This is a genomic window from Pseudomonas sp. NPDC077408 (genome assembly GCF_050269105.1).
In the GTDB taxonomy this organism is placed as follows: Bacteria; Pseudomonadota; Gammaproteobacteria; order Pseudomonadales; family Pseudomonadaceae; genus Stutzerimonas.
On record NZ_JBNNHS010000003.1, the window covers coordinates 455,565 to 481,626 of the forward strand.

16 protein-coding genes, 3 tRNA genes and 2 pseudogenes are annotated in these 26,062 nt (G+C 59.4%); 8 read left to right on the forward strand and 13 right to left on the reverse strand.

Going from position 1 to position 26,062, the window contains the following annotated elements:
- Positions 1-41: 41 nt before the first annotated feature.
- The 3 genes and pseudogenes from ACQKEK_RS11335 (at position 42) to ACQKEK_RS11345 (ending at position 5,823) form a co-directional block, all read left to right on the forward strand.
- A pseudogene (locus ACQKEK_RS11335) lies at positions 42-3,211 on the forward strand (efflux RND transporter permease subunit).
- Positions 3,208-4,611 (forward strand): efflux transporter outer membrane subunit, encoded by a 1,404-nt coding sequence (locus ACQKEK_RS11340; protein WP_128121277.1) that lies wholly within the window; start codon positions 3,208-3,210, stop codon positions 4,609-4,611. The pseudogene ACQKEK_RS11335 and the gene ACQKEK_RS11340 overlap by 4 nt, the downstream one beginning before the upstream one ends.
- A 219-nt stretch (positions 4,612-4,830) precedes the next feature.
- A complete protein-coding gene (locus ACQKEK_RS11345) occupies positions 4,831-5,823 on the forward strand; it encodes a TRAP transporter substrate-binding protein (RefSeq protein ID WP_499142944.1) in 993 nt (330 codons plus the stop codon).
- 143 nt (positions 5,824-5,966) lie between these two features.
- Here ACQKEK_RS11345 and ACQKEK_RS11350 read toward each other — a convergent pair whose 3' ends face one another.
- From ACQKEK_RS11350 to ACQKEK_RS11365, 4 genes are read right to left on the reverse strand one after another with little or no spacing between them, the layout of a single operon-like run.
- The gene (locus tag ACQKEK_RS11350) at positions 5,967-7,442 is read right to left on the reverse strand and encodes an efflux transporter outer membrane subunit (RefSeq protein WP_499142666.1); all 1,476 of its coding nucleotides are present in this window, start codon (positions 7,440-7,442) and stop codon (positions 5,967-5,969) included.
- Positions 7,439-10,543, reverse strand: a complete 3,105-nt coding sequence (locus ACQKEK_RS11355) for an efflux RND transporter permease subunit (RefSeq protein WP_045427458.1) — start codon at positions 10,541-10,543, stop codon at positions 7,439-7,441. The genes ACQKEK_RS11350 and ACQKEK_RS11355 overlap by 4 nt, the downstream gene beginning before the upstream one ends.
- 28 nt (positions 10,544-10,571) lie before the next feature.
- Entirely contained in the window at positions 10,572-13,652 is a 3,081-nt protein-coding gene (locus tag ACQKEK_RS11360) for an MdtB/MuxB family multidrug efflux RND transporter permease subunit (protein WP_499142669.1), read from the reverse strand.
- On the reverse strand, positions 13,649-14,893 hold the full coding sequence (locus tag ACQKEK_RS11365) for an MdtA/MuxA family multidrug efflux RND transporter periplasmic adaptor subunit (protein WP_046161247.1): 1,245 nt from the start codon (positions 14,891-14,893) through the stop codon (positions 13,649-13,651). Before ACQKEK_RS11365 ends, ACQKEK_RS11360 begins: the two co-directional genes overlap by 4 nt.
- 271 nt (positions 14,894-15,164) lie before the next feature.
- On the opposite strand from ACQKEK_RS11365, the gene ACQKEK_RS11370 reads away from it, so the two are divergent.
- From ACQKEK_RS11370 to ACQKEK_RS11385, 4 genes are all read left to right on the forward strand, one after another.
- The gene (locus ACQKEK_RS11370; RefSeq protein ID WP_499142671.1) at positions 15,165-16,631 is read left to right on the forward strand and encodes a lipid II flippase MurJ; all 1,467 of its coding nucleotides are present in this window, start codon (positions 15,165-15,167) and stop codon (positions 16,629-16,631) included.
- Between the two features lie 110 nt (positions 16,632-16,741).
- On the forward strand, positions 16,742-17,146 hold the full coding sequence (locus tag ACQKEK_RS11375) for an antitoxin Xre-like helix-turn-helix domain-containing protein (protein ID WP_128121283.1): 405 nt from the start codon (positions 16,742-16,744) through the stop codon (positions 17,144-17,146).
- Entirely contained in the window at positions 17,140-17,832 is a 693-nt protein-coding gene (locus ACQKEK_RS11380; protein ID WP_499142672.1) for an RES family NAD+ phosphorylase, read from the forward strand. Before ACQKEK_RS11375 ends, ACQKEK_RS11380 begins: the two co-directional genes overlap by 7 nt.
- 223 nt (positions 17,833-18,055) lie before the next feature.
- On the forward strand, positions 18,056-19,021 hold the full coding sequence (locus tag ACQKEK_RS11385) for an XdhC family protein (RefSeq protein ID WP_499142673.1): 966 nt from the start codon (positions 18,056-18,058) through the stop codon (positions 19,019-19,021).
- A gap of 742 nt (positions 19,022-19,763) precedes the next feature.
- Here ACQKEK_RS11385 and ACQKEK_RS11390 read toward each other — a convergent pair.
- From ACQKEK_RS11390 to ACQKEK_RS11405, 4 genes are all read right to left on the reverse strand, one after another.
- The gene (locus ACQKEK_RS11390) at positions 19,764-20,090 is read right to left on the reverse strand and encodes a hypothetical protein (protein WP_499142675.1); all 327 of its coding nucleotides are present in this window, start codon (positions 20,088-20,090) and stop codon (positions 19,764-19,766) included.
- A 421-nt stretch (positions 20,091-20,511) separates the two neighbouring features.
- Positions 20,512-21,537 carry a class A beta-lactamase gene (bla, locus tag ACQKEK_RS11395; protein ID WP_499142677.1) on the reverse strand — a complete coding sequence of 342 codons (1,026 nt, stop codon included), beginning with the start codon at positions 21,535-21,537 and terminating at the stop codon, positions 20,512-20,514.
- Positions 21,538-21,737: 200 nt separating this feature from the next.
- Positions 21,738-22,583, reverse strand: a complete 846-nt coding sequence (locus ACQKEK_RS11400) for an isocitrate lyase/PEP mutase family protein (RefSeq protein WP_499142946.1) — start codon at positions 22,581-22,583, stop codon at positions 21,738-21,740.
- A gap of 116 nt (positions 22,584-22,699) precedes the next feature.
- Positions 22,700-22,840, reverse strand: coding sequence for a hypothetical protein (locus ACQKEK_RS11405; protein ID WP_463307760.1), 141 nt, complete (start codon positions 22,838-22,840; stop codon positions 22,700-22,702).
- A 171-nt stretch (positions 22,841-23,011) separates the two neighbouring features.
- Between ACQKEK_RS11405 and ACQKEK_RS11410 the strand changes: the two are divergent.
- A pseudogene (locus tag ACQKEK_RS11410) lies at positions 23,012-23,805 on the forward strand (phage portal protein); the annotation flags it as partial.
- Positions 23,806-23,853: 48 nt separating this feature from the next.
- Here the strand turns inward: ACQKEK_RS11410 and ACQKEK_RS11415 are convergent.
- From ACQKEK_RS11415 to ACQKEK_RS11435, 5 genes are all read right to left on the reverse strand, one after another.
- A complete protein-coding gene (locus tag ACQKEK_RS11415; RefSeq protein WP_499142679.1) occupies positions 23,854-24,507 on the reverse strand; it encodes a hypothetical protein in 654 nt (217 codons plus the stop codon).
- A 3-nt stretch (positions 24,508-24,510) separates the two neighbouring features.
- Positions 24,511-24,987, reverse strand: coding sequence for a hypothetical protein (locus ACQKEK_RS11420; protein ID WP_499142681.1), 477 nt, complete (start codon positions 24,985-24,987; stop codon positions 24,511-24,513).
- 673 nt (positions 24,988-25,660) lie between these two features.
- Positions 25,661-25,745: transfer RNA gene (locus ACQKEK_RS11425), tRNA-Leu, on the reverse strand.
- Between the two features lie 46 nt (positions 25,746-25,791).
- A tRNA-His gene (locus ACQKEK_RS11430) sits at positions 25,792-25,867 on the reverse strand.
- A 29-nt stretch (positions 25,868-25,896) separates the two neighbouring features.
- Positions 25,897-25,973 (reverse strand) — tRNA-Arg (locus ACQKEK_RS11435).
- Between the last annotated feature and the right edge of the window lie 89 nt (positions 25,974-26,062).

Genomic DNA, 26,062 nt, shown 5'->3' on the forward strand with positions numbered 1-26,062 from the left:
GCCAGGGTGCGTCATGCGCACCCTCTCCCCCGGAGTGCGTCATGAATTTCTCTCAGTTCTTCATCCAACGGCCAATCTTCGCCGCGGTGCTGTCGCTGATCATCCTGATCGGTGGTGCCATCTCGCTGTTCCAATTGCCGATCAGCGAATATCCCGAGGTGGTGCCGCCGACGGTGGTGGTCCGCGCCAGCTTCCCAGGTGCGAACCCCAAAGTCATCGGCGAAACCGTCGCGTCGCCACTGGAGCAGGCCATCACCGGCGTCGAGGGCATGCTCTACATGTCGTCCCAGGCGACCGCCGATGGCAAGCTGACCCTGACCATTACGTTTGCGCTGGGAACCGATCTAGACAACGCCCAGGTGCAGGTGCAGAACCGGGTTACGCGCACCCAGCCGACGTTGCCGACCGAAGTGCAGCGTCTCGGTGTCACGGTGGACAAGGCCTCGCCGGACCTGACCATGGTTGTGCACCTGACATCGCCGGACGAACGCTACGACATGCTCTATCTGTCCAACTATGCGGCGCTCAACGTCAAGGACGAGCTGGCGCGGCTGGACGGGATTGGCGATGTGCAGTTGTTCGGCATGGGGGATTATTCGCTTCGCGTCTGGCTCGATCCAAACAAAGTGGCCTCGCGCAACCTCACCGCAACTGACGTGGTCAATGCAATCCGCGAGCAGAACCGCCAGGTGGCGGCGGGTTCGCTGGGTGCACCACCTGCACCGGGGGCGACCGACTTCCAGCTATCGATCAATACACAGGGCCGATTGGTCAGCGAGGAGGAATTCGAGAACATCATCATTCGTGCCGGCGAAGACGGCTCGATCACTCGCCTGCGGGACATCGCACGTATCGAACTGGGTTCCAGCCAGTACGCGCTGCGCTCGCTGCTCAACAACCAGCCTGCCGTGGCCATTCCGGTGTTCCAGCGTCCTGGCTCGAACGCGATTGAAATCTCCGATTCGGTACGTGCCCGCATGGCCGAGCTGAAGAAGGATTTCCCCGAAGGCGTGGACTACGAAATCGTCTACGACCCGACCATCTTCGTGCGCGGCTCCATCGAGGCGGTGGTACATACCCTCCTCGAGGCCATCGTGCTGGTGGTGCTGGTGGTCATCCTGTTCCTGCAGACCTGGCGCGCCTCGATCATCCCGCTGGCCGCCGTGCCGGTGTCGCTGATCGGTACCTTCGCGGTGATGCACATGCTGGGTTTCTCGCTCAACGCGCTATCGCTGTTTGGCCTGGTTTTGGCGATCGGCATCGTGGTGGACGACGCCATCGTCGTGGTGGAAAACGTGGAGCGGAATATCGGCCTCGGCAAGTCCCCGGTCGAAGCCACCAAGCAAGCGATGAAGGAAGTGACCGGCCCAATCATCGCCACCGCGCTCGTGCTTTGCGCCGTGTTTATCCCGACCGCGTTTATTTCCGGCCTCACCGGGCAGTTCTATCAGCAGTTCGCGTTGACCATTGCCATTTCGACGGTCATTTCCGCCTTCAACTCGCTGACCCTATCTCCAGCCTTGGCGGCCGCATTGCTGCGCAGCCATGACGCGCCGAAAGACGGTTTCTCGCGGTTGCTGGACAAATTGTTCGGTGGCTGGCTGTTCGCGCCGTTCAACCGCGTTTTCGAGCGCGCGAGTCACGGCTACGTCGGTGCGGTTAAACGCATCCTGCGCGGCAGCGGCATCGCCCTGGTGGTGTATGTCGGCCTGGTCGGTCTCGGATACCTGGGATTCGCCAGCACTCCGACCGGTTTCGTGCCGCCGCAGGACAAGCAGTATCTGGTGGCCTTCGCTCAACTGCCGGATGCCGCCACGTTGGATCGCACCGAAGACGTCATCAAGCAGATGTCCGAGATCGCAGGCAAGCACCCCGGCGTAGAGAACACCATCGCTTTCCCTGGTCTGTCGATCAATGGGTTCACCAACAGCCCGAACAGCGGCATCGTTTTCGTTGCGCTGAAGGACTTCGACCAGCGCAAAGAAGAAAACATGTCCGCTGGTGCTATCGCGGGCGAGTTGAACGGTCAGTTTTCCGGTATTCAGGAAGCCTACCTCGCGATCTTCCCACCGCCACCCGTACAAGGGCTGGGCACCATCGGCGGCTTCCGCGTGCAGGTGCAGGACCGCGGCAGTCTCGGCTACGAAGAACTGTACAAGCAGGTGCAGAACGTCATCGCCAAGAGCGCGGACTATCCCGAGCTGGCCGGGCTATTCACCAGTTACCAGGTAAACGTGCCGCAGATCGATGCCGACATCGACCGGGAAAAGCCAAGACTCACGGCGTGGCTATCGATCAGATCTTCGACACCATGCAGGTCTACCTCGGCTCGCTGTATGCCAATGACTTCAACCGCTTCGGCCGCACTTATCAGGTCAACGTCCAGGCTGAGCAGAAGTTTCGCCTGACGCCCGACCAGATAGGTCAGCTGAAGGTGCGCAACAACCGTGGCGAGATGGTGCCGCTGTCGACCTTCGTCAAGGTCAGTGACAGTTCCGGCCCGGATCGCGTGATGCACTACAACGGCTTCCTGACCGCTGAAATCAACGGTGCGGCCGCCCCCGGCTACAGCTCCGGTCAGGCCGAAGCGGCGATGGAGCGGCTGCTGCAAGCTGAGCTACCGAACGGCATGAGCTTCGAATGGACCGAGCTGACCTATCAGCAGATCCTGGCGGGGAACACCGCGATGTTCGTCTTCCCGCTCTGCGTGCTGCTGGCCTTCCTGGTCCTGGCGGCGCAGTACGAAAGCTGGAGCCTGCCACTGGCGGTGATTCTGATCGTACCGATGACGCTGCTCTCGGCCATCACCGGGGTGATCCTCTCTGGTGGCGACAACAACGTGTTTACCCAGATCGGCCTGATCGTCCTCGTCGGCCTGGCATGCAAGAACGCGATTCTTATCGTCGAGTTCGCCAAGGACAAACAGGAAGAAGGCATGGACCGTCTATCCGCTGTGCTCGAGGCCTGCCGCCTGCGACTTCGCCCGATTCTGATGACCAGCTTCGCGTTCATCATGGGTGTGGTGCCGTTGGTGCTCTCCTCCGGCGCGGGTGCTGAGATGCGTCACGCCATGGGCGTTGCGGTGTTCAGCGGCATGCTCGGGGTGACCTTCTTCGGCCTGTTGCTGACGCCGGTGTTCTACCTGGTCATACGCGCCTACGTTGAACGGCGCGCAGAGAAAAAAGCGGTACTGAAGGAGTCGCACGCATGAAGGCTGTCATTTCCACTCCGTTACTGCTTGCGGCTGTTCTCGCCCTGAGCGCCTGCGCAGTGGGGCCGGATTACCGCGCCCCGGAGGTTGCGCCCGCACAGATTGAGCGTGCTGCGGCGGCTGGCTTCGATCAGTCACGATTCCAGGCAGCCTGGTGGCGCCAGTTCGATGATCCGACGCTCGACGCACTGGTGGGTGAAGCGTTGGCCGAGAACCGCGAACTGCGCATCGCCTTCGCCCGGCTCCGCGCCGCTCGTTCGATTCGTGATGATGCGGCCAACGATCGCTTCCCTACCGTCACTGCTGGAGCTAGCGCCGAATATGGCGAGGCTCAGCAGCCTGGCTTCGGCGAGGAGCGCAGCAGCATCGAGCGCTACGACCTGGGTCTGGACATGGCCTGGGAACTCGACCTGTTCGGCCGGGTGCAGCGACGCATCGAAGCCAGCGAGGCGCAGAGTGAAGCTGCGGAAGCGGAGCTCTACCAGCTACAGGTCAGCCTGATCGCCGAACTGGTCGATGCCTACGGGCAGCTGCGCGGCGCGCAGTTGCGTGAACGCATCGCCCGGGAAAACCTTGAGAATCAGCGCAACTCGCATCGCCTGACCGAACAGCTGCGCGACGCTGGCGTAGGTAGCGAACTTGACGTACTGCGCGCCGATGCACGGCTGGCGGCAACCGAGGCCAGCTTGCCGCAACTGCAGGCGCAGCAGAGCCGTGCGACCAATCGCATCGCAACCCTGCTCGGTCAGCGCGCCGATAGGCTGAGTATCGACCTCACGCCGCGTGAGTTGCCTGCCATCGCAAAGGCGCTGCCGATCGGTGATCCCACCGAGTTGCTGCGTCGCCGACCGGACATTCTCGCGGCCGAACGGCAGCTGGCAGCGGCGACTGCCAACGTGGGCGTAGCGACGGCTGATCTGTTTCCGCGGGTAAGCTTGAGTGGTTTCCTGGGCTTTATTGCGGGGCGCGGTTCGCAGATCGGTTCGAGCGCGGCTCAGGCTTGGGGCGTTGCACCGAGCATCACCTGGGCAGCATTCGACATGGGCAGCGTTCGCGCCAGATTGCGCGGTGCGAAAGCGGACGCCGAGGGTGCGTTAGCCAGCTACGAGCAGCAGGTTCTGCTGGCGTTGGAGGAATCGGAGAACGCCTTCAGTGACTATGCGAGAGCTCAGGAGCGGCTGCTAGCCCTGTTGCGCCAGTCCGGCGCCAGTCGCGCTGCAGCGGAGCAAGCAGCGATCCGCTATCGGGAAGGCACAGTGGATTTTCTGGTGCTACTGGATGCCGAGCGTGAGCGCCTGGCTGCAGAGGATGCCCAGGCTCAGGCTGAAGTTGAGGTCTATCGTGGCGTCGTAGGCCTTTACAAGGCACTCGGCGGCGGTTGGCAGCTGGCCAACGGCTGATCGGCAACGGCTCTGCGCTGCTCTGCAGCCTAGCAGCGCAGAGCTGTCCCTATCGGCGGTGAAAGTGTGACCTGTTGCAACTCCCGCTGCCTCAATTATGAATTCTATGAGAAAGCCCTTTTTACGGTGCGGCTTATTTGGCATAACGCTTCGTTGAAGCTCAATCACATCTGCGTCTCGGATGTCATGCCAACCCACCAAAAAAAGAGCCTTTTCATGATCAAGCCGATCATCACCCTCGCCGGCCTGGTGCTGGCGTTGACCGCGACCGCGGTCGAAGCTGAGCCGATCGTCATCAAGTTCTCGCACGTCGTCGCTGAAGACACCCCGAAAGGCAAGGGTGCCCTGCTGTTCAAGAAACTGGTTGAAGAGCGTCTACCCGGCCAGGTAAGCGTCGAGGTCTACCCTAACTCGATGTTGTTCGGCGATGCCAATGAGCTCGAGGCGTTGGCCAACGACGAGGTGCAGCTGCTAGCACCTTCATTAGCGAAGTTCGAGAAGTACACCAAGCAGGTGCAAGTATTCGACCTGCCGTTCCTGTTCGATGACCTAGAGGCCGTCAACCGTTTCCAGAAGCGCGCCAAGGGACGCCAACTACTGCGCTCGATGGAGAAGGAGAACATCACCGGTCTGGCTTACTGGCACAACGGCATGAAGCAGCTCTCGGCAACAAAGGCGCTGCGCCTGCCAAACGATGCAATGGGACTGGCTTTCCGTATCCAGCCGTCCGCCGTTCTGGAGTCGCAATTCGCACAGGTCGGAGCGCCGACCAAGAAGATCCCTTTCGCCGAGGTCTACGCCTCGCTGCAGAACGGGACCGTTCAAGGTGCAGAAAACCCCTGGTCGAACATCTACAGCAAGAAGATGCACACGGTGCAGCCTTACATCACCGAATCCAACCATGGCGTGCTCGACTACATGCTGGTGAGCAATACGCGGTTCTGGTTCGGCATACCGCACCAGGTGCGCACCGAGTTGGAAGGCATTATCGACGAGGTCACCTTCGAGGTTAACCGCGCTGCGGAAGAAGCCAACCAGGCCGACCGCGAGCGTATCCGCAAGGCAGGCACGTCCGAGATCATCGAACTGACCCCGGAACAACGCGAAGTCTGGCGTGAAGCCATGCGGCCGGTGTGGCAGGAATTCGAACCGGTGATCGGCGCCGATATCATCAAGGCAGCACAAACGGTTAACCGCAAGCAGCGCGACTGACCTCCCCGCCTCACCTTCCAACCGCGGCAGCAACGCCGCGGTTTCCCCAACGCCGCTCGGCGAGATGACCGACCCACCTATACGCAGCGCACCCTCCAGCAGCCACGAATGTCATCGGCCCGCGCATTGGCGCCGTTAAGTGATCAGCGTTCAGGCGTCTCTAGCAGCGGTTCGAAATCCAGCTGCGTTTCTTCCCAACCGCCGCCCAACGCTGCGATCAGTTGAACGCTGGCAGCGAGTTGATCGCCCAGTAGGGTCAGGTAGGTGCGCTCGTTGTTCAGGGCGCTGGTTTGCACGGTGGCGACGCTGAGGAAGTCGACGGTTCCGGCGCGGTACTGGTTCTGGATCAGACGTAACGATTCCTGCGCGGCTTCCAGCGCTTGCCGTTGAACCACCGCTTCGGCGGCGAGGACGCGCAATTGCACCAGGTTGTCCTCAACCTCACGGAAGCTGTCCAGCACAGTCTGACGGTAATTGGCCACCGTCAGGTCATAGTTGGCCTCTGCCGCTTCGAGGTCGGCACGCCGGCCACCGAAATCGAGCAGTGTGGCGGCCAGCTGCGGGCCTAATGACCAGAAGCGGTTGGGTAGACTGATCAGGTCGCTAAAGCTGCTGTTTCGATAGCCACCGCTCGCGCTCAGGGTCAGGTCCGGATACCAGGCGGCTTCGGCCACGCCAATTTGCGCGTTTGCCGCAATCACTTGCCGTTCAGCCGACGCGATATCCGGGCGGCGTTCGAGCAATTGCGAAGGCAGGGCCAGCGGCACTGTTGGCAAATCGGGGATTTCATCACGTTCCTCGATGTCCAGCTCCGACGGCGGTACCCCAATCAGCACCGCAATAGCGTGCTCCATCTGGGCCCGTTGCCATTGCAGGTCGATGGCCTGAGCCTCCGTGCTTCTGAGCTGAGTCAGCGCCTGGGTCACATCTGACTTGGGCACGATGCCCGCACGATACTGGTTTTCAGTGAGGCGCAATGATCGCGCAAAGGCTTCGACCGTCTGGTTCAGTAGCCGCTGCTGTTCGTCCATCACGCGCAACTGCAAATAGGTCTGGACCAGTTCGGATTGCAGGCTCAGCCGCACAGCAGCGAGATCCGCAGCTGATGCCTGCATATTGGCTCGATTGGCTTCAAGGTTGCGCCGCAGACGGCCCCATATATCCAGCTCCCAGGCCGCATCGAGCCCCACGCTGTAACTCTCGCTGATGCCGCTGAAGCCGCTTCCGCTCTGTGCGGCTGAGCTGGCCGAACTGCCCTGTCCGGCACGCGTCGCGCCTGCGCTGCCCCCCACTGTCGGGAACAGCTGAGAGCGAGCCCCCCGCACCAGCGCGCGCGCTTGTCGGTACTGCGCTTCGGCCGCCGCCAGGTTCTGGTTGGACACGTTCAGCCGTTCGACCAATGCATCCAACTTCGCATCACCGTATAGCCGCCACCAACTGCCGCGCTCCAGTACGTCGGCCGGGTTGGCGACCTTCCAACCTTCGGCCCGCTTGAATTCCGCGGCCATTGGCAGCTCGGGGCGCTGGTAGTCAGGACCCAAGGTGCAGGCACCTAGAGAAAAAGTCATGACGACGATGGCCAGCGGGCGTAGGGAGTTTTTCAGGTACAATGAACTCATAGCGGACTTTCCAGAGCGGCGTCGGTGCGTACACCGCGCCAGCGGTTGAAACGGTGGCGCGCGCGGTCCAGATAGAGGTAGACCACCGGCGTGGTGTAGAGCGTTAGGATCTGGCTGAGGATCAGGCCACCAATGATGGTCAGGCCCAACGGCTGGCGCATTTCTGCCCCCTCCGCGCCCCCGAGCAGCAACGGCAATGCGCCAAGGATCGCCGCCATAGTGGTCATCAGGATCGGCCGAAAACGCAACAGGCAAGCCCGGCGAATCGACTCGTCCGGCGCTAGATGATCGTTACGCTCGAACTGCAGCGCCAGATCGATCATCAGAATCGCGTTCTTTTTCACCACTCCGATGAGCAGGAACAGCCCGAGCAGCGAAATCAGGCTGAACTCTTCGCCCGTCAGAATGATGGCCAGCAACGCGCCAACACCGGCTGAAGGCAGTGTGGACAGGATCGTCAGCGGGTGGATGTAACTCTCGTACAGAACACCCAGCACGATATAGACGAGCAGCAACGCGCCCAGAATCATCAATGGCTGGCTGTCCTGCGTAGACTGGAAGACGTCACCCGTGCCGCCCAGGCGGCCCTGGACCTCGCTCGGTAGACCGATCGCTGCAACGGCACGCTCGATCGCCCGCGTCGCCTGGTCCAGGCTGACGCCGGGCGCCAGGTCGAAATCGATGTTCTCGGCGGCAAACTGCCCGTCGTGACTGACGCTGTCCTCTTCCAGGCTCCGCTCGTAACGTGCGAAGGCTGCCAGCGGAACACGCCGACCATCGCTGGTGATGACCTGTATCTGCTCCAGTACCTCGGGATGTTGGGCGTAGCTTGGATCGATCTCCATCACCACACGGTACTGGTTCAGCGATTCGTAGATGGTAGAGATCTGCCGCTGGCTGAAGGCATTGTTGAGCATCGTCGTCACAGTGCTCATGTCGATGCCGAGCCGCTTGGCGGCATCGCGGTCGATCTTCAGGCTGATCTGCTGTGCGCCCTCGCCTTCATTGGCGTCGATGCTGGTCAGCTCTGGCAAGGCCATCAATGCTCGGGTAACTTGCGGCACCCAGGTTCTGAGATCGGCCAGATCGCTGGCCAGCAGGTTATAGGAATAGGCCGAGCTGCTCTGCCGACCGCCACCGAACTGCAGATCCTGATCGGCCATCAGAAACATCCGACCACCCGGTACCTTCGGCTGGTTCTTGCGGATACGCTCGATCACTTTTTGCGCGGAAATCTTGCGTTCATCCAGCGGCTTGAGCCGGACAATCATGAAGGCATTGTTGATGCCGCCCTGCCCGCCAATGAAGCCTGCCACGCTTTCCACGGCCGGATCGGCCAGCACCGCCTTGCGGTAGGTCTCCATCTTCGGCTGCATGACCTGGAACGACAGGCCGTCGTCGCCGCGAATGAAGCCGGTCAGTTGGCCGGTGTCCTGTTGCGGGAGAAAGGTTTTCGGAACCTGGACATACAAAAAGACGTTAAGGCCGATGGTCGCCAGCAAGGTAAACAGCGTGATTCTATGATGCCGCAGCGCCCAACCTAGGGACCTGTCGTAATGGCCTAACAACCACTGGTGGGCCTTGTGGCTCCAGCGATACAGACGGCCGTCATGCTCGGGCTGATGAGGCTTCAACCAGCGCGCACAGAGCATTGGCGTCAACGTCAGCGAGACCAGCAGCGAGACCAGAATCGCCGCTGCCAGGGTGATGGAGAACTCGCGGAACAGCCGCTCGACAATGCCGCCCATGAACAGGATCGAGACGAATACGACCACCAGCGAGAGGTTCATCGACAACAGGGTGAAGCCCACCTCGCGCGTACCGATATAGGCGGCACGCAACGGCGGGACCCCCTCGTCGATGTGCCGGGCGATGTTTTCCAGCACCACGATAGCGTCATCCACCACCAGCCCGGCGGCGAGGATCAAGGCCATCAGCGACAGAACATTAAGCGAGAAGCCGAACAGGTACATGACGGCAAAGGTGCCAACTAGCGAAACCGGAACTGCCAGCGCCGGAATCAGCGCGGTACGCAACCGGCCAAGAAAGAGAAATACCAGCACGATCACCAGGCCCACCGCGATCAGCAAGGTCCGTTCGGCCTCGTGGAGGGTGGCACGGATGACCGGCGAACGATCCATCGCCACTGCCATGTTGACGCTGCCGGGCACGATCGCCTGCAGTGCCGGCAGCTCGTTGCGAATGCCCTCGATGGTTTCGATGATATTGGCGCCGGCCTGGCGATTAATCACCAGCAGTACGGCACGGTCGTTGTTGAAAAAACCGTCATTGTAGCGATCTTCAACCCCATCTTTGACCTTCGCCACATCGCTCAGCCGCAGCGCCGCGCCGTCCTGATAACGGATGATCAGCGGCAAATAGTCAGCGGCTTCATGCAGTTGGTCGCTGGCCTGCACCTGCCAGTGGCGATGGTCGTCTTCGACCATTCCCTTGGGTCGCCGAACATTCGCATTGGCGATGGTATTGCGCACCTCATCGAGCGAGACGCCGTACTGCTCGAGCTGCTGAGGCTGCAGCTCGACCCGCACCGCAGGCAACGAACTTCCGCCCACCTGCACCTCGCCCACGCCTGGGACCTGCGACAACTTCTGCGCCAAGATTGTCGAGCCGATGTCGTAGAGCTGCCCCTTGCTGAGCACGTCGGAGGTTAGCGACAGCACCATGATCGGTGCTTGTGCAGGGTTGATCTTGCGGTAGGTCGGCATGCTGCGCATCCCGCTGGGCAGCAGATTGCGCGAAGCGTTGATTGCCGCCTGAACATCGCGGGCGGCACCATTGATATCCCGCTCAAGATCGAACTGGATGATGATCCGCGTCGAGCCCTGACTGCTGCGACTGCTCATCTGGCTGACGCCTGCGATACTCCCAAGGGAGCGTTCCAACGGCGTCGCCACGCTGGATGCCATGATTTCAGGGCTGGCGCCGGGCAGGCTGGCCTGGACCGTAATCACCGGAAAATCCATATTCGGCAGCGGCGACACCGGCAACAGACCGAAGCTAACTCCACCCAGCAATAGAATCGCCAGGCTCAGCAGCATGGTGGCGACCGGGCGCGCGATAAAGGGCGCGGACAGGTTCATGGCTTAAAGGCCAGGGAAGGCGCGAGACTCATAGCGTCGCCTCTTGAGCTGAAGCGGATTTGCGCCCGAACCGACTGCCCAACCGATCGAAAAACAGATAAATCACTGGCGTGGTAAACAGTGTCAGTAACTGGCTGAGCAGCAGACCGCCGACCAGCACCAGCCCCAGCGGCTGACGCAATTCGGCCCCTGAGCCCGAGGCGAGCATCAGCGGTACCGCGCCGAACAGCGCTGCCAGCGTCGTCATCAGAATCGGTCGGAAGCGCAGCAAGGCGGCGCGATAGATCGCGTCCTGCGGACTCATGCCCTGATTGCGCTCGGCCTCAAGGGCGAAGTCGATCATCATGATGGCGTTCTTCTTGACGATGCCAATCAGCAGGATGATGCCGATGATGGCGATTAACCCCAGATCGTTGCCGGTCAACAGCAACGCCAGCAAGGCGCCGACCGCTGCCGAGGGTAGCGTCGACAGGATGGTGATCGGGTGGATGTAGCTCTCGTAGAGCACACCCAGCACAATGTACATGGTCACCACCGCTGCGAGGATCAGCAGCAGCGTGCTCGACAGCGAGGCGCGGAACGCTTCGGCAGCGCCTTGGAACCGGCTCTGGATTCCAGCAGGCAAGCCGATTTCCGCCTCGACGCTCTCGATGACTTCCACCGCTTTACCCAGCGAAACGCCATCGGCCAGGTTGAAAGACAGCGTCACCGCAGGAAACTGGCCGATGTGGTTGATCAGCAGGGGCGCGTTGCGTTGTTCAAGCGTCGCCAAGCTCGACAACCTGACCGGCGTGCCGCCTTCACTCTGCACGAACAACTGTTCCAGCGCCTGCGCGCCGAGGCGGTCGCCTGCCTCCGCCTCGAGCACCACGCGGTACTGACTGGCTTGAGTGAAAATCGTGGAAATCTGCCGCTGACCGAATGCGTCATATAACGCATCGGTGATAGCCGAGACCTGAATGCCCAGGCGCGCGGCCGCATCTCGGTCGATATCCAGGAAGATTTGCAGGCCATCGCTTTGCAGGTCGCTCGCGACATCGGTCAGTTCCGGACGCTCGCGCAAAGCTGCGACCAGGCGCGGGGTCCATTCTTCGAGCAATGCTCCGTCGGGCGACTCCAGACTGAACTGGAACTGCGTGCGACTGACCCGATCTTCGATGGACAGGTCCTGCACCGGCTGCATGTACAGCTCGATGCCCGGCAGTTTGGCCAGCTCCGGCCGCAACCGGTCGATGACCTGACTGGCGGTGACATCGCGTTCATCGTGAGGTTTGAGATTGATCAGCATCCGGCCGCTGTTAAGCGTTACGTTATCGCCATCAACGCCAATGTAGGACGACAGGCTGGCCACAGCGGGGTCCGCGAGAATCACGCGGGACAGCGACTGCTGGCGCTCGCTCATGGCCCGGAAAGAGATGGATTGAGGGGCCTCACTGATGCCCTGGATCACTCCGGTGTCCTGCACCGGAAAGAAGCCCTTCGGCACCGCCAGATACAGCACCACCGTAAGCCCAAGCGTGGCCACGGCGACCAGCAAGGTCAGCGTCTGATGGCCCAACACCCAAGTCAGCCAACGTGCATAACCGCCAATCAGGCGCTCGACCCAGTCCGGTGCTGATTTTTCAGCCGCGGCGGGCTTGAGCAACTTGGCACACATCATCGGCGTCAGCGTCAGCGAGACCACCAGCGAGATCAGGATCGCGACGGCCAGGGTGATGGCGAACTCGCGGAACAGACGCCCCACCACGTCTTGCATGAACAACAGCGGAATCAGTACGGCAATCAGCGAGAGCGTCAGCGATATCAACGTGAAGCTGATCTGCTTGGCCCCCTTGAGCGCGGCTTGCAGCGGCGTCTCACCCTCTTCCACATGGCGAGCGATGTTTTCGAGCATGACAATGGCGTCGTCCACCACGAACCCGGTCGCAATGGTCAGCGCCATCAACGTCAGGTTGTTCAGCGAAAAACCGGCGAGGTGCATCACGGCAAAGGTACCGATCAGCGACAGCGGCACCGCGATGGAGGGAATGATGGTCGCCGACAAACGCTTGAGGAAAACGAAGGTGACCATCACCACCAGAAAGGTGGCCATCAGCAATTCATGCTGGACGTCAGTGATGGCAGCCCGGATCGTCTGCGTACGATCGGTGAGCACCACCACGTCCAGGCCGGTCGGCATGCTCGCCGTGACCTCGGGCAGCAGCGCCTGAATGCGCTCGACCACTTCAATCACGTTAGCGCCGGGCTGGCGCTGGATGTTCAAAAGGACCGCCTGGCTTTGATTGGCCCAGGCCGCGAGGCGCTCGTTCTCGGCGCCGTCGATGATGTCGGCGACATCTTTCAAGCGGAGTGTCGCGCCGTCCTCGTAGGCCAAAATAAGTTCGGCGTATTCCTCTGGGGTTTTCAGCTGATCGTTGGCATCGAGCATCGAGACGCGCGTCGGGCCGTCAAAATTACCCTTGGGCTGATTGACGTTGGAGCTGGTTACCAATGAGCGAACGTCAGCGAGCGACAGACCGTAGGACGCAAGCGCCTCCGGATTGACTCGAATACGGACCGCAGGGCGCTGGCCTCCGGCAATGCTAACCATGCCCACGCCACTGATCTGCGCGAGTTTCTGCGCCATGCGCGTGTCGACCAGGTCGTGCAACTCCGGCAGCGCCAGGCTTTCAGATGTGATGGCCAGCGTCATGACCGGGGTGTCCGCCGGGTTGACCTTGTTGTAAACCGGCGGTGCCGGCAGATCGTTGGGCAGCAGATTGCTCCCGGCGTTGATAGCGGCCTGGACTTCCTGCTCGGCCACATCCAGCTCGACTTCGAGCGAGAAGCGCAAGGTGATCACCGAAGCGCCACCGGAACTGGTGGACGACATCTGCGTCAGGCCCGGCATCTGCCCGAACTGCCGCTCCAATGGAGCCGTCACGGCGCTGGTCATGACTTCCGGGCTGGCGCCGGGATACAGCGTCATCACCCGAATGGTCGGGTAATCGACCTGCGGCAGCGCGGAAACCGGCAGCATGCGGTAGGCAATCAGGCCAGCCAGCAGGATCGCGATCATCGTCAGGGTGGTTGCCACGGGCCGAAGGATGAACAGCCGCGAGATGTTCATCGCGCTGGACGCTCCTTGGCGCTCTGAGGCTCAACCTTCGGATTCTCAGCGGCCTCTTCGGCGAGCTTCTGACGATCCACCACTTCGACCTCGCTGCCATCGCGCAGGCGGTCGGTGCCCTCCATGACGATTCGTTCGCCGACGCTCAAGCCACTGGTGACGACCGTTTGGTCGCCGTTGCTTGGGCCTACTTCAAGGACTCGCAGCTCCACCTTCGAGTCCTCGCCGACGACGTACGCGTAATTGCCCCGCGAGCCGAATTGCAGCGCGGCCGAGGGAATCAGGACCGCATCAGGCAAGGTTTCCACCCGTAGGCGAACGTTGACGAACTGGTTGGGTATCAGCAGTTCGTCCTCGTTATCGAAGCGCGCCTTCATCTTCAGCGTGCCGGTGGTCGTGTCAATCAGGTTATCGACGCTTTCCAGTACGCCCTCACCGAGCAGGATGCGTTCGCCACGATCCCAGGCCTGTACGGACAGCTCTTCACCGCGGCGGAACCGGGCAATGACTGGCGGCAACTCGCTTTCAGGCAGGGTAAAACTGATCGCCATGGGTTGGGTCTGGGTAATGACGACCAACGGCGTGGTGTCGTTGGCCGCCACAAGGTTGCCTTGATCCAGCTGACGCAGGCCGACGCGACCGTCGATTGGCGCGCGAATTTGGGTGAACTGCAGGTTCAGCTTGGCCTCGTTGACGGCGGCCTGGTTAGCGGCGAGTGTTCCTTTGTATTGATTCACCAATGCCTGCTGCGTATCGAGCGTCTGTTTGGCAATGCTGTCGTCGGCGAACAGGCCTCGATAGCGATCAAGATCGACTTGCGCGTTCTGCAACAAGGCGCGGTTCTGCTGGAGAGTGCCTTCGGCCTGCTGCAGCGCCACCTCATAAGCACGAGGATCGATGACGGCAAGCAGGTCGCCGGCCTTGACTCGCTGGCCCTCGTCGAATCGAATCTCGACCAGCTCTCCTGCCACGCGGCTGCGCACGTTGACTGTATTCAACGGCGTGACGGTGCCAAGCGCCTTGGCGTAAACCTCGAATGGTCCTTGCTCCACCGGGGCAACCCGCACCGGTGTCGGGCCGCCGAAGGCACCGAACGCAGGCCGACCGCCCGCTCGCTGTGACGGCGCCTCGGCCGTGGTTGGCCATAGCCACCAGAGCAGCAGCGCAATCGCAACAACCACGCTGCCGATGATTAGCCAACGCCGCACGGAGCCGGCAGAAGAAGTAGTTGCCTCGGACATGAACTGGGTTCGCCTGAAAATGAGCGTGAACCATAAGCAGTCGCGCTCCGCTCGCAAAGGGGATTTACGGCATTTTTACGTATCCGGCGTTGTCGCAACCAAAACCGATCGCATAAAGCGCAGCACCGGCGCAGGAACCATGCTTGAGCCATTCAGTCTATGTACCGTTCGCTCGGTGCCTGACAAGGGTGGCGTACCGGACCACCTGCACACGATGGGATATGCCGCTATTTATCAGGCCGTCCGATAATGGCCTGCACAGGATCAAGGAATGAACGCATCACTGGTCATCCTGGCGCTAACCGTCGCCAGTTTTCTCTTGGGTTTTCTACGCGACCTGTTCATCGCCAAGTCCTTCGGACTGAGCTGGGAAGCGGACCTGATATTCGTCGCATTGATCCTGCCGATGTTTTTCGAGAACTTCCTCGGCCTCGCCCTGCGCGACGCAATGATTCCGTACCTGCAAAAGCTGCGTAGCCAATCCGAAGCCTTGTTTGAAGCCGTCAGCCGCTGGCTCTATTGGCGGGTCATGCTCATGGGCGCAGCCGTGAGTGCCCTCGCCATCATTGCGAGCTATTGGATTCTGAACATGCTGGCGCCCGGCTGGACGGACGCTCAGGTTGCCGCCGGCCAGATCGTATTCTGCGTAGGCGCGGTACTGGTCGCCGTTCAGGCGGTTTTGTATTGCCAGGGTGCACTGCTGAACATGGATGAGGTGTTCATCCTGCCGATGACACGGACGGTGCTGCTCAACGCTGGCGCGATCGTCGGCATCCTGCTGTTCCAACCCACCGGGATGGTAATTTTCATTGGCATGCTGCTGCCCCAGCTGGCGCTGATTCTGGTCCAGCACCGGCGTATCGCATACCTGCGCGGAGGCAACAAAGTCGAGACGAAGGGGCATGCAGGTGGCTTCGGGCTCGCTTTCGCACCGGTACTGCTGGCGGCTGGGGCGCAACAAGCCTGCATTCTTGCAGAGCGGATGTTCGCCTCCTACCTGGAGGAAGGCAGCATCACGATGCTGTCGTTTGCGTTTCGCATCGTCACCATTCCGCTCACGCTTTACGCCTTGTCCGTGCTCTCAGTGCTCTTTCCCCGCTTCGTATCGAGCTGGAATGATGGCGACCTCAGCGGCCATGCGGCTGTTATCCGCAAGGGATTGCTGGCGACGCTGCTGTTCCTGGTCCCAGCGTCCGTCGTGCTCTGTTCATTCCCGCAACCGGTAGTCTCGGTACTACTGGAACGGGGTCAGTTCGGCGCAACGCAAACCGACGCCACGGCCTCGTTGGTGGTTCTGTATGCCCTCGGTCTCCCTGCGATGGGCTTGGCGCTGCTATGGGGACGCGCGCTCTTAGCGCAGCATCAATCACGGTTGTTTCTGGTGATCATGCTGGTCAGTTCCGCATTTACGATCGGCCTCGATGCGCTGCTCTACGGTCCATATGGCGCCGAAGGCCTAGCAGTATCGTTCTCTGCCGGCGTGACCTTGCAGGCGCTGTTCATGGGGCTATACGTTTATCGCGCGTCGCCGGCAGGCCTGGCTCCAGGTGTTCTCGGGCGCTGGATCGCCACAGCCGTTACTGTTGCGACGGCGCTGCACTGGCTACCCTCACCGCAAGGGTTGTTGCAGTTGTGTCTGTATATCGGGCTGGTGCTCTGTGCTTTCGCGATGGGTGTACTGCTGCTCGGCGAGCGGGATCTATTTAAGCCGGCCTATTGGTCTATGAAAAAGGCGTGACGGCTGATTCTGCGGAACCGTTGAACCACTAGCTAGCCACTAACTTTTGTTTCTGCAGACGCAAACTATGCTAACTTTGCATCTACAGATTCAAAATGAGCATATTAGCCATGGCAGCAGTTCTTCAAGCACAGGCGTTTACGAAAGATCAATGCGCAACCGGTCTCAAGGCTGCGGTAAATATCTTGGAAAGATGGCAGGCAACCACCGATCAAGCCTGCAACATTCTGCGCATTTCACGCAGCACGCATGCCCGAGCAAAGTCGGGTGACGCCTCTTGGTCGGTCAGCCTCGACCCGGACCAGATGCAACGCATCAGTTTCGTTCTGAATATTCATGCCGCGCTCCGGCTGATCTTCGACAATCCGGAAAACGTGTACGGGTTCGCGGCGATGGCCAATCACAACGAATTCTTTAACGGGCGGTCCCCATTGGAAATCATGGCCCAAGGCGACATGATTTCCTTATATGAATCGTTCCGTCGCATCGATAGCCTGCGAGGCGCTCAGTGGTGAAACCGAGCCAGCTACCGAGACTGGTTGAAGCCCAACGACAGGCCTATCGGCTGGTCAACTCCAAGTTCCCGCCCATTGCCTTGTTCGATGACGTTGCCGATGCCGACGAGTTCGAAACGCTCTACCAACTACAAGCGCTGACCAATCCGCGTCTACGAAACGAAACTGGACGTCTGGAGCTGATCTCGCGGTCTGAAATACCCTTCGGCATACCAGGCTGCTCATACGCCACTGCGCCGTTTACCCACGTGAACCCAGCTGGATCGCGTTTCAGTGACGGTAGCTATGGGGTACTTTATCTGGCCAGCACGATGGACGCCGCGCTTGCCGAAGTTCGCCATCACCAGAATCGCTATTGGTCAAACGTGCCTGGGCTGAGCTACGAACGCTTTGTTTTTCGAGGCTTGTCGTGCCGCTTCAACGAGGCAGGAATGCTCGATGCAACGTTAATTCCGATGACCGATCCGCTCTACGACCCAGACGACTATACGAGTGGCCATCGCTTTGGGCGCCTGCTGAGAAAAAACCGGACACCCGGTTTGCGCTACCACTCCGTACGCAAGGCGGGCCAACACTGCTGGGCACTGATGACCCCAAAGCCCGTGATTTCGATCATCCAAAGTGAGCATTACGAGATGGTCTGGAACGGTGGCATTTCGAGTGTCAGCTCAATCGGCGCTATCTGAACATCGCCAGCTAGCCATAGCTCAATAAGTGCAAGCCAAGCGGTGCTCTCGGGGGAATTTCACGCTCCCGGAGCAAAAGAGCAAAGCCACTCGCTTGCCCGTAACGCCCTCTCCCTAGGCTCTACGACGATCCGCTCCCCAAACTTCTTGCAGCAGAACGCCTTTCGGGCTGGTCCGATCCATAACGGCGGCTGAGTCTCGCCGAATCGCCAGAGGGACGGATATGCAACACCTTGATCTGCAGGTAATCGATCAGGCGCTTCAATGGGTAGCGGACGAACATGAAGTCTGGTTTTGCACCGTATTGTCGACTTATGGATCGGCGCCGCGAGCGCCCGGTGCGCTGCTAGTAGCCCGGGCCGATGGCGCTCATGTGGGCTCGTTGTCCGGCGGATGCGTCGAGGAAGAGTTCCTCGCCAGCCTGGCGCAGGGCGAACTGCAAGCACCCGCGCAGGTCGTTCGCTACGGCGAAACCGATGACGACCGGCGTCGCCTACGGTTGCCCTGCGGCGGCATCCTGCAGGTGCTGGTGGAGCACCATAGACCGACCCCCACCTGGCATTCCCATCTGCTCACGCTACAGGCAACCCTGCAAGGCCAACAGCGCTTGCTGCGGCGAGTAGATTTGACGACCGGCGGCGCCGAGCTACTGCCGGACCACGGCGGTGAGCAGACCTGCCTGAAGGGTGAACAAGTGGATATTCGCATCGGCCCTGCGCTTCGGCTTCTCCTTGCAGGGGTATCGCCCGTCGCACAGGCGTGCGCCAGCTTTGCCCGAGCGCTTGGCTGCGAAGTGATTGCCTGTGACCCGCGCGAGGAAATGCAGGGCACCTTGATTGAAGGCATCGAAGTGCAACCAGTGTTGCCGTCGGTATTCATTGCGTCCGGCGCATGTCACGAAGCCACCGCCGTGGTCGCACTGACCCATGATCCACGCATTGATGACCTCGCACTGATGGAAGCGGTACGAACCCCCGCGTTTTATATCGGCGCCATGGGTTCGCGCCAGACCTCTGCCAAGCGGGCCGAGCGATTGCAGCGCGTCGGTGGGCTCGACGAAAAACAAATCGAGCGCATCCACATGCCCATCGGACTGGACCTCGGCAGCAAGACGCCGGCAGAGATCGCCCTTTCAGTGATGGCTGACGTGCTGCGCGTCTACCGAGGCAAAACGCGGGAAGCGCTTTAAACGCGCAAATTAATGCTGCAAGCCCCGCCGCGTTTGGGTTCGGAGTGTTATCCACAAAAGCTGTGGATAACACTGTGAACATAGTCTGAATTACTCGGCCAAATGCCCGCCTGATGCGGGCTACGAACAGATCGACGAGTTTTTGCTCAGAACTTTTTAGTTCTTTAGATTCAATAACTTAAGATATTTAATCGAAACAAACGAAACGGCTTGATATGACAAATGCTACAGCGAGGCCTCAATGTGCATAACAATTTCTTGTCAACCATTTTTTAAGACAGATTCGTCGCCAATTCACTAGACAAATCAAATTTTCCGCTCTATGCGCGACGGACTGTAATAGTCCTATGATCTGCAAGACGTCGCGTGAAGACCTTCACCCCCAGATGAAGGCAGAGACTGATCGGCACCAAGTTTCGCTTGCACAGGAGCATCGCAGCTCCCCATTGAGAACTCGCGCACCCTTGTTATCGGTCGCTTGGCACTGCGCTGACCTATTATGGCCTTGCAGTGTTCAGCCTCTCTCCAGAACCGACCATTGCTTCCCCGCGCTTCCTGGCGCGGTTTTTTTTGACCATTGCGTGGGCTTGGCGGGTTTGCGAGCAAACCGCAATTCATCTTGGCTACAGCTTTAGACACAGTGCGCGACCGTTCGCAAACCCCGCATCAGGACAATGCGTTGCGCTGTCCTAGCGATGCCGTCAGATAGATGAGCGGCGACCGAAGCCGCCGTCTTGTTCAGTTAGATATAGACTTGGCGAACGGCGCCGCGGGGAAGACGATTTCGACCTGGTAACTGCGCCAGTCGTTGATGCCATTCGGCACGGGGCGATATCGATGGCGTTGGCGTTGACTCCTCGGCGATCGCTTTAGCATGCTTCGCGCTCTTTGCAGCCGCCCTGAGTTCGGCGAGGCTTGGGCTTTTGCGCACAGGCTCACTGGCGCTTCTTTCGAGGGTGCGAAGACAAAGTTTGCATGAAACCTTGGTTGAATCGTGAGTACTGGTCAGGTTCGATCCGCTGCGTCCGCATGCCATAGTTCCTTCGGACACGGAGTGATGAATGGCCAATGTGTTGTCTCCTGCTTTTTGGGGCGCGGGATTCTACATGGTCATCTTTTTACTAATGGAATTTTTTTGGCTGAGGCCGCGGCTCTAGTCTGGCTATCCAAACGTGCCGCAAGCAAGGTTCCAAGACAGCATCATCTCATCAAGCTGCTGCTAGGTGCTGGCGAACGGGATCAGCTAACTGTGCCATTCCTTGGATTCGCGAGTGCAATCCGATACGAATGACCTGCGACCTCAAAAGAAAGCTTAAATGCTGTTGGCTTTAAAAACCGATCCGCTGATATCGGATTTCAAGGTGCGTCTTTTCGCCAGTGCTTCGTGGAATTGGCGCACCGAATTAACGGCCCAGGGCTGCTCAGGAAAATGTCGGCAACGCAGCTACAAATTGAGCGGTGACGACCAAGACATCGTTAGCTTGAAGACCTCATAGTCCCTCGTCCCAATGGTTGAGGGTAGGAACGCCTGTATGGACAAAGTCTGCCAAGTTACGGGTGACGACTGTTATCCCATTATGCTGTTTTAAGGCTTCAAGGTCTGTAACGAGCGCGGCGCCGACTTCAGCGATGGTAGCGTCGCGCTCCTCCAGCGTCAGAGTCGTTCCGGTCAGATACACAGCCACTATCACCGGTTCAGAGGTCGGGGCGTTGCTCCCCTGAGGCCAGATCACGGCAATGACACCACGCGAACCATAGCCACCCGACCCAGTGCGATCAGCAATTTTCCAGCTCTCTGGGAGACTCGCGCGCAGTAAGGGGCCGCCAACTTTGTTGTTAATCAACCAACCTTTCAGTTGCTCACGTGAGTCAGTGGATAGACTGTCACCCAACAGCAGTGTCTCCAAGCTTCTTGCAGCAGCCCTCGGAGTCGTCGTGTCACGTTCCTCGCCGGGACCGACATCGTTAAGCTCTGGCTCATAGCGGTCTAGACGGGTTACCGCATCGCCAATGGATCGCATGAAAGTCGTGAACCCCTGCGGTCCTCCGGTGTTGCGAAGAATGAGGTTTGCAGCCGTGTTATCGCTCATCGAAGTTGTTGCGCTACACAAATCAAAAAGGGACATGCCGCCTCTGCCAACACGATCCTTGGTAATAGGCGAATAGCTCTGAAGATCCGTTTCATCGAAACGAACGCGCGTATCGAGCTCGATCTCATCCCTGTCAGCCAAAGCAAGTAGGTGGCCGCACGAAAACGCCTTGAAGGTGCTGGCAATTGGAAAACGTTCGTTGCCTCGATGGCTCCAAGACTGTCCGCTCTCCAAGGCAGTGACGCTGACTCCGATGTGGCCGCCGGTGCGCGCTTCAATCGAGCCCACGGTCTCCCTAAGCGCAGAGCCAAACCCGAACGAGGATGCCGAAATCGCCTGGTTAGAGCTCACGAGAAGAGCGGTTCCCAAAGCCAGCGAAAGTGCGTGGCGTCGCAGGCGCTTCTTGGTTACGTATTTAGTGCTCAAGCTATTCTTCCTAAGCGCCACGGCAGGCAGGTGGACGACAAGGCGCATTCGCGACGACTTATGAGACCGTTGGAGGCCAGAAGGCCGTAGCCAGTCTGCGCTCATGAAACAACTCATTGTCATTGTTGACCAGGGGCACTGATATCAGGTTCTCGTCACCCTCCCGCGTCATCGACTGGTCGCTCCCGTCAGCGATGACGTTAATCACATCTCGTTGCTGGAGCAGCGCCCCGGAACACTTCGTCGAGCTCGCTGCCGGTAGGTGAACTTGGAAACGCATCGAACCGGCCATGTTTCAGCGCTTGGGCGGCGTTGTAAAAGCCGCTCCATGCGGCGCGCGCCAACGCACCGCCTACACTGACTCGTCTGACGCCCATGGCTGACAGTTCTTTAACCGTCAGGTCACTGTTCCAGCCAATTAGTACGTTGACCGGCTTGGGCGCCACGGCCAAGACGACCGCAGCGATATCGTCACGCGCCTTGATCCCGGGTGCGTAAAGGCAGTCGGCACCGGCTTCGGCGTAGGCCTGCAGCCGCTTGATGGTGTCCGGCAGATCGGGACGGCCAACAAAAAAGTTTTCCGCACGAGCGACCAGGAGCGTTTTGGAGCCGCTTGCATCAACAGCATCCCGTGCGGCACAGACACGTTCGGCGGCCTCCTGCATATCCCTGACAGGTGCGTACGGATCCCCTGTCGAATCCTCGATGGAAAAGCCTGCAACCCCGGTCGCAACCGCAAGTTGTGCGCTTTCGAACACCTCCTGGGATGATTGGCCGAACCCGTCTTCAAAATCTGCATTGATAGGCAGGTCAGTGGCCTCGACGATGCTCCGTATATAGTCCAGCACAGCGTCGCGCTGCATAGATCCGTCGGGCTTTGCGCAGGACCAGGCATGGCCGGAGCTGGTCGTCGCCAGTGCCTTGAATCCCATGCCGGCGAGCAGTTGCGCGCTGCCTGCATCCCACGGATTCGGAAGCACAAAGCACCCGGACTCATGCAGCGTCCAGAACGCTTCGCACTTCTGTTGGACGGTAAGTTTGGCCATAACAGCTACCTCTCTTTGCGTTTCTAGCACCACCGAGAACTGTCTGCGCAGCGACGCCGGGTCATACTGCGCGAGGTCCCAAGTCGTCTTGATACCCAAGGGCTCCAACTGAGCCGTCAACCGCCGGCCGACACCCGTACCTTATCCACTTCGGTGAATATAAGCAGCTTGTCTCGTCGTGCCGGGTCGCGCAGGTCGATGACGCCGCCTGATCCGCCCTGGGTTTTTGCCGCCCAATTGGCAAGCGCTATGGACATGCCTCCATTCCTGCTCACACTTCCATCTAAACCCGCGCCTAGTTGTCGTGCGAGGAAGCCGTTTTCATGCGATAGGGATCGGTCGTTTCCATGGGTAACCCAACCGTGCTCATAGACCGTTTTACATTGGCTTTGACCACGGAGTTCACTTTTCCTCGACGCGTCGACGATAGAGACATGCTCGAGCGGACGTTCATTCCGCACAAGCTGCTGAGCCGGCGGCGTTCGGCCAGTTCGCCCTGGACTGGTTGTGGTGTGGCAATGCGTACCTGGAGCGGCGGCAGAACATGCTCGGCCAGGCGCTGAGTCTCCAGCCGACGCTGGCCAAGTACATGCGCCGCGGTGCGGACCTGGAAACCTACTACCAGGTGCGCGGCTGGCGTGATGAGCATGAGTTCGCCGCCGGCACGATCTGCCATCTGCGCGAGGCGGATATCAACCAGGAGGTGTACGGGTTGCCTGAATGGTTGTCGGCGTTGCAGTCAGCGCTGCTGAACGAGTCGGCCACCCTCTTCCGCCGGCGCTACTACCAGAACGGCAGCCATGCCGGTTTCATCATGTACATGACCGACGCGGCGCAGAAGGAAGAAGACGTCGATGCCCTGCGCACCGCGCTGAAGTCAGCCAAGGGGCCGGGCAACTTCCGAAACCTGTTCATGTACGCACCAGGCGGCAAGAAGGACGGCATCCAGCTGCTGCCTGTGAGCGAGGTGGCGGCGAAGGATGAGTTCGGATCGATCAAGAACATCAGCCGCGACGACCTGCTTGCCGCGCTGCGCATCCCGCCTCAGCTGATGGGCATCGTGCCGCAGAACGCTGGGGGGTTTGGCTCGCTGCGCGAGGCCGCCGAGGTGTGGGCCGTCAACGAGCTGGAGCCGATCCAGGCAAGGCTGGCTCAGGTGAACGAGTGGGATGGGGAAGAGGTTGTGCGGTTCAGGGAGTTTGAGTTGCCGTCAAAGGAATAAGTTTAAGTCAGAGCAGAATTCCTGAGCATCTGCTCATCGCACAGCTGATTAAACAATGCCCTCTGAGTGAGTGGTGAGCTGATGATTATTGAGCGCAATCACCGCCTGCTCTGGGGACACGATAAGCAACCCAAGCTGCTCTGCCGCTTGCTGCCTATGAGTTGGGTCGAAGCACGGGAAACGTTTATCCAGCGTCACAAACAAGCCCGTATCCTTGAATGCAAGATAGTGCCACTTGAGGGCATCATAGTCACCGATCCAGTTCGGTAGATTCTTGCCAACGGCACGCTGATCCCGCTCTATCGGATCCTGACCGAAAACCGCTTCGAAAGCTTGGGTGTGAGCGCATCTAGTAGGATGGTCCGTCAGCACATCACAACCACCAAAAAAAGAGCCGCGGGAACCGATTATCGATTGATCAGGAATTGCCTCTCCCAATCGAAAGCCGGAGCTAATAGTCCGCATGTTGTAGTGCGCGATAAGATCTAACAGCCTCTCCTGATCTCTCGGGTCAGACATCCCAACCGCGTCCCAATTTTGGATTCGGCTCGACAGGTAGATCCCGCTGTCGAGTTCTTGGCATCGCTTCAAAAGCTCTTCGATGGGGCGTGCCGCTTCCGCCTTCGCCTCTCCCTTGTCCTTGTCCTTGTCCTTGTCGATGAGCTTCACTAAAAGCACATGGTCCAACGTGATCGCAGTCATTGGTCACCTAGATCTGGTGGCGAGTGAGTCACCAATGGAAAGGGCTCGGTCAAGTAAATCCCGAGCATCTAAAAAATCCGTTGGGTCAGACGAACCAGACGCTAGAATTCCACCTGGCGTTACGTCCTGAACCACGCTGTCGACCAACTGGTAGGAATGAACAAGCTCGCTTGCCTGCTTGGGATTGAGTAGGCCAATCGACCCTAGGTTTGCTGTGTAGATTCGGCAGTAATGTGCAGGAACTGGGACAGCTAAACTAATTGCTTCGCCTGATTTAACCTCCTCTGCCGCCTTCTCTAGGTCCTCCCGGTATCGCCGGGTTCGGATCATGATTGAAAGTGCAGCAACCTCCGCAAACAACGCCGCTGTAATAGCACGCTTCTGGTGCCAACGCTCCAACCAACCAGTGGTGATCGATCCTATTACAGCTGCTATGGCCGCCATGATCGTGGCACCTGCCGCACTTATCTCAAAATCCATACCGCCTCCATGGCCGCCGATGGGAGTTATAGCACCGCGCGCGCGCCGTTGTCCCCCCACCTCACCTGCGGGCTATATGGGGCACTTTTTCTGCACCCCTGCAGCAGGGTGCAGCCGCCCCGCTGCTTGCGCTGGCAAGATGATCGGCGCTCCTGGAATACCTGCAGAACCCTGCGAGGGTACACCTCACAGGCGAGCGCTTACGGCCTCAGAACTCTAAGCCGATTTTGCAAACGGGTAATTTTGGTAAGGGGGTCGTTTCACACGGCTGGAAAGCCCGCGTTTGCTGGGCTTGAGCGATTACCTCGAAAGGTAAGTTCTGGTAAGGCAAAAGGTAATATTTTTGCAAGTGCTTGATTTAAAAGGGCTGCGCGTTTCGAGCCGCTAACCATAGCTAGAGGTAAGTTGGTTACCTTCTGATTACCCTATTATTACCTTTGAGAAAACATTCCAACCCATTGATAAGAGAGGGCTTTCGGCCGTTTAGAATCGGTAATTACCAAAATTACCCGGTTTTGATGGGTCAGGCAAAATCTGGGCTTTGCCCCGGCTGGCCTGGATTTTGCTCCGCCGCCTCTATTCTCATGGGAACGCGCTGGGAATACTTATGCGCTCTTTTGCTCTATGCCAAATACGCGAAAGCCCCGATATACGGGGCTTTCAGCGTTTCAGATGGTGCGGACGGAGAGACTCGAACTCTCACACCTTGCGGCGCCAGAACCTAAATCTGGTGTGTCTACCAATTTCACCACGTCCGCAAACTTCTAAACGAAAACGCCAGGCTGCGCCTGGCGTTTCGGAATATGGGGTGGACGATGGGGTTCGAACCCACGACCGCAGGAGCCACAATCCTGTGCTCTACCAACTGAGCTACGCCCACCATATTGCATTCGCTTGTACCAACCGGAATGGCGCACCCGGCAGGACTCGAACCTGCGACCATCCGCTTAGAAGGCGGATGCTCTATCCAACTGAGCTACGGGCGCTTTTATCTGCATTCGATCAGAGCGCAGACTTCAAGCTCCGGCCAGTGAAGGGGTTTCCCCTCAAAAGCCGTCTTACCCAGCAGCAAGCT

Coding starts and splice junctions, on each gene's coding strand:
- ACQKEK_RS11405 (WP_463307760.1), bottom strand. CDS start 22,840: ATGTCCATAGCGCTTGCCAATTGGGCGGCAAAAACCCAGGGCGGATCA.
- ACQKEK_RS11365 (WP_046161247.1), bottom strand. CDS start 14,893: ATGTCCGAGGCAACTACTTCTTCTGCCGGCTCCGTGCGGCGTTGGCTA.
- ACQKEK_RS11375 (WP_128121283.1), top strand. CDS start 16,742: ATGGCAGCAGTTCTTCAAGCACAGGCGTTTACGAAAGATCAATGCGCA.
- ACQKEK_RS11340 (WP_128121277.1), top strand. CDS start 3,208: ATGAAGGCTGTCATTTCCACTCCGTTACTGCTTGCGGCTGTTCTCGCC.
- ACQKEK_RS11350 (WP_499142666.1), bottom strand. CDS start 7,442: ATGAGTTCATTGTACCTGAAAAACTCCCTACGCCCGCTGGCCATCGTC.
- ACQKEK_RS11370 (WP_499142671.1), top strand. CDS start 15,165: ATGAACGCATCACTGGTCATCCTGGCGCTAACCGTCGCCAGTTTTCTC.
- ACQKEK_RS11355 (WP_045427458.1), bottom strand. CDS start 10,543: ATGAACCTGTCCGCGCCCTTTATCGCGCGCCCGGTCGCCACCATGCTG.
- ACQKEK_RS11420 (WP_499142681.1), bottom strand. CDS start 24,987: ATGGATTTTGAGATAAGTGCGGCAGGTGCCACGATCATGGCGGCCATA.
- ACQKEK_RS11415 (WP_499142679.1), bottom strand. CDS start 24,507: ATGACTGCGATCACGTTGGACCATGTGCTTTTAGTGAAGCTCATCGAC.
- ACQKEK_RS11385 (WP_499142673.1), top strand. CDS start 18,056: ATGCAACACCTTGATCTGCAGGTAATCGATCAGGCGCTTCAATGGGTA.
- ACQKEK_RS11400 (WP_499142946.1), bottom strand. CDS start 22,583: ATGGCCAAACTTACCGTCCAACAGAAGTGCGAAGCGTTCTGGACGCTG.
- ACQKEK_RS11360 (WP_499142669.1), bottom strand. CDS start 13,652: ATGAACATCTCGCGGCTGTTCATCCTTCGGCCCGTGGCAACCACCCTG.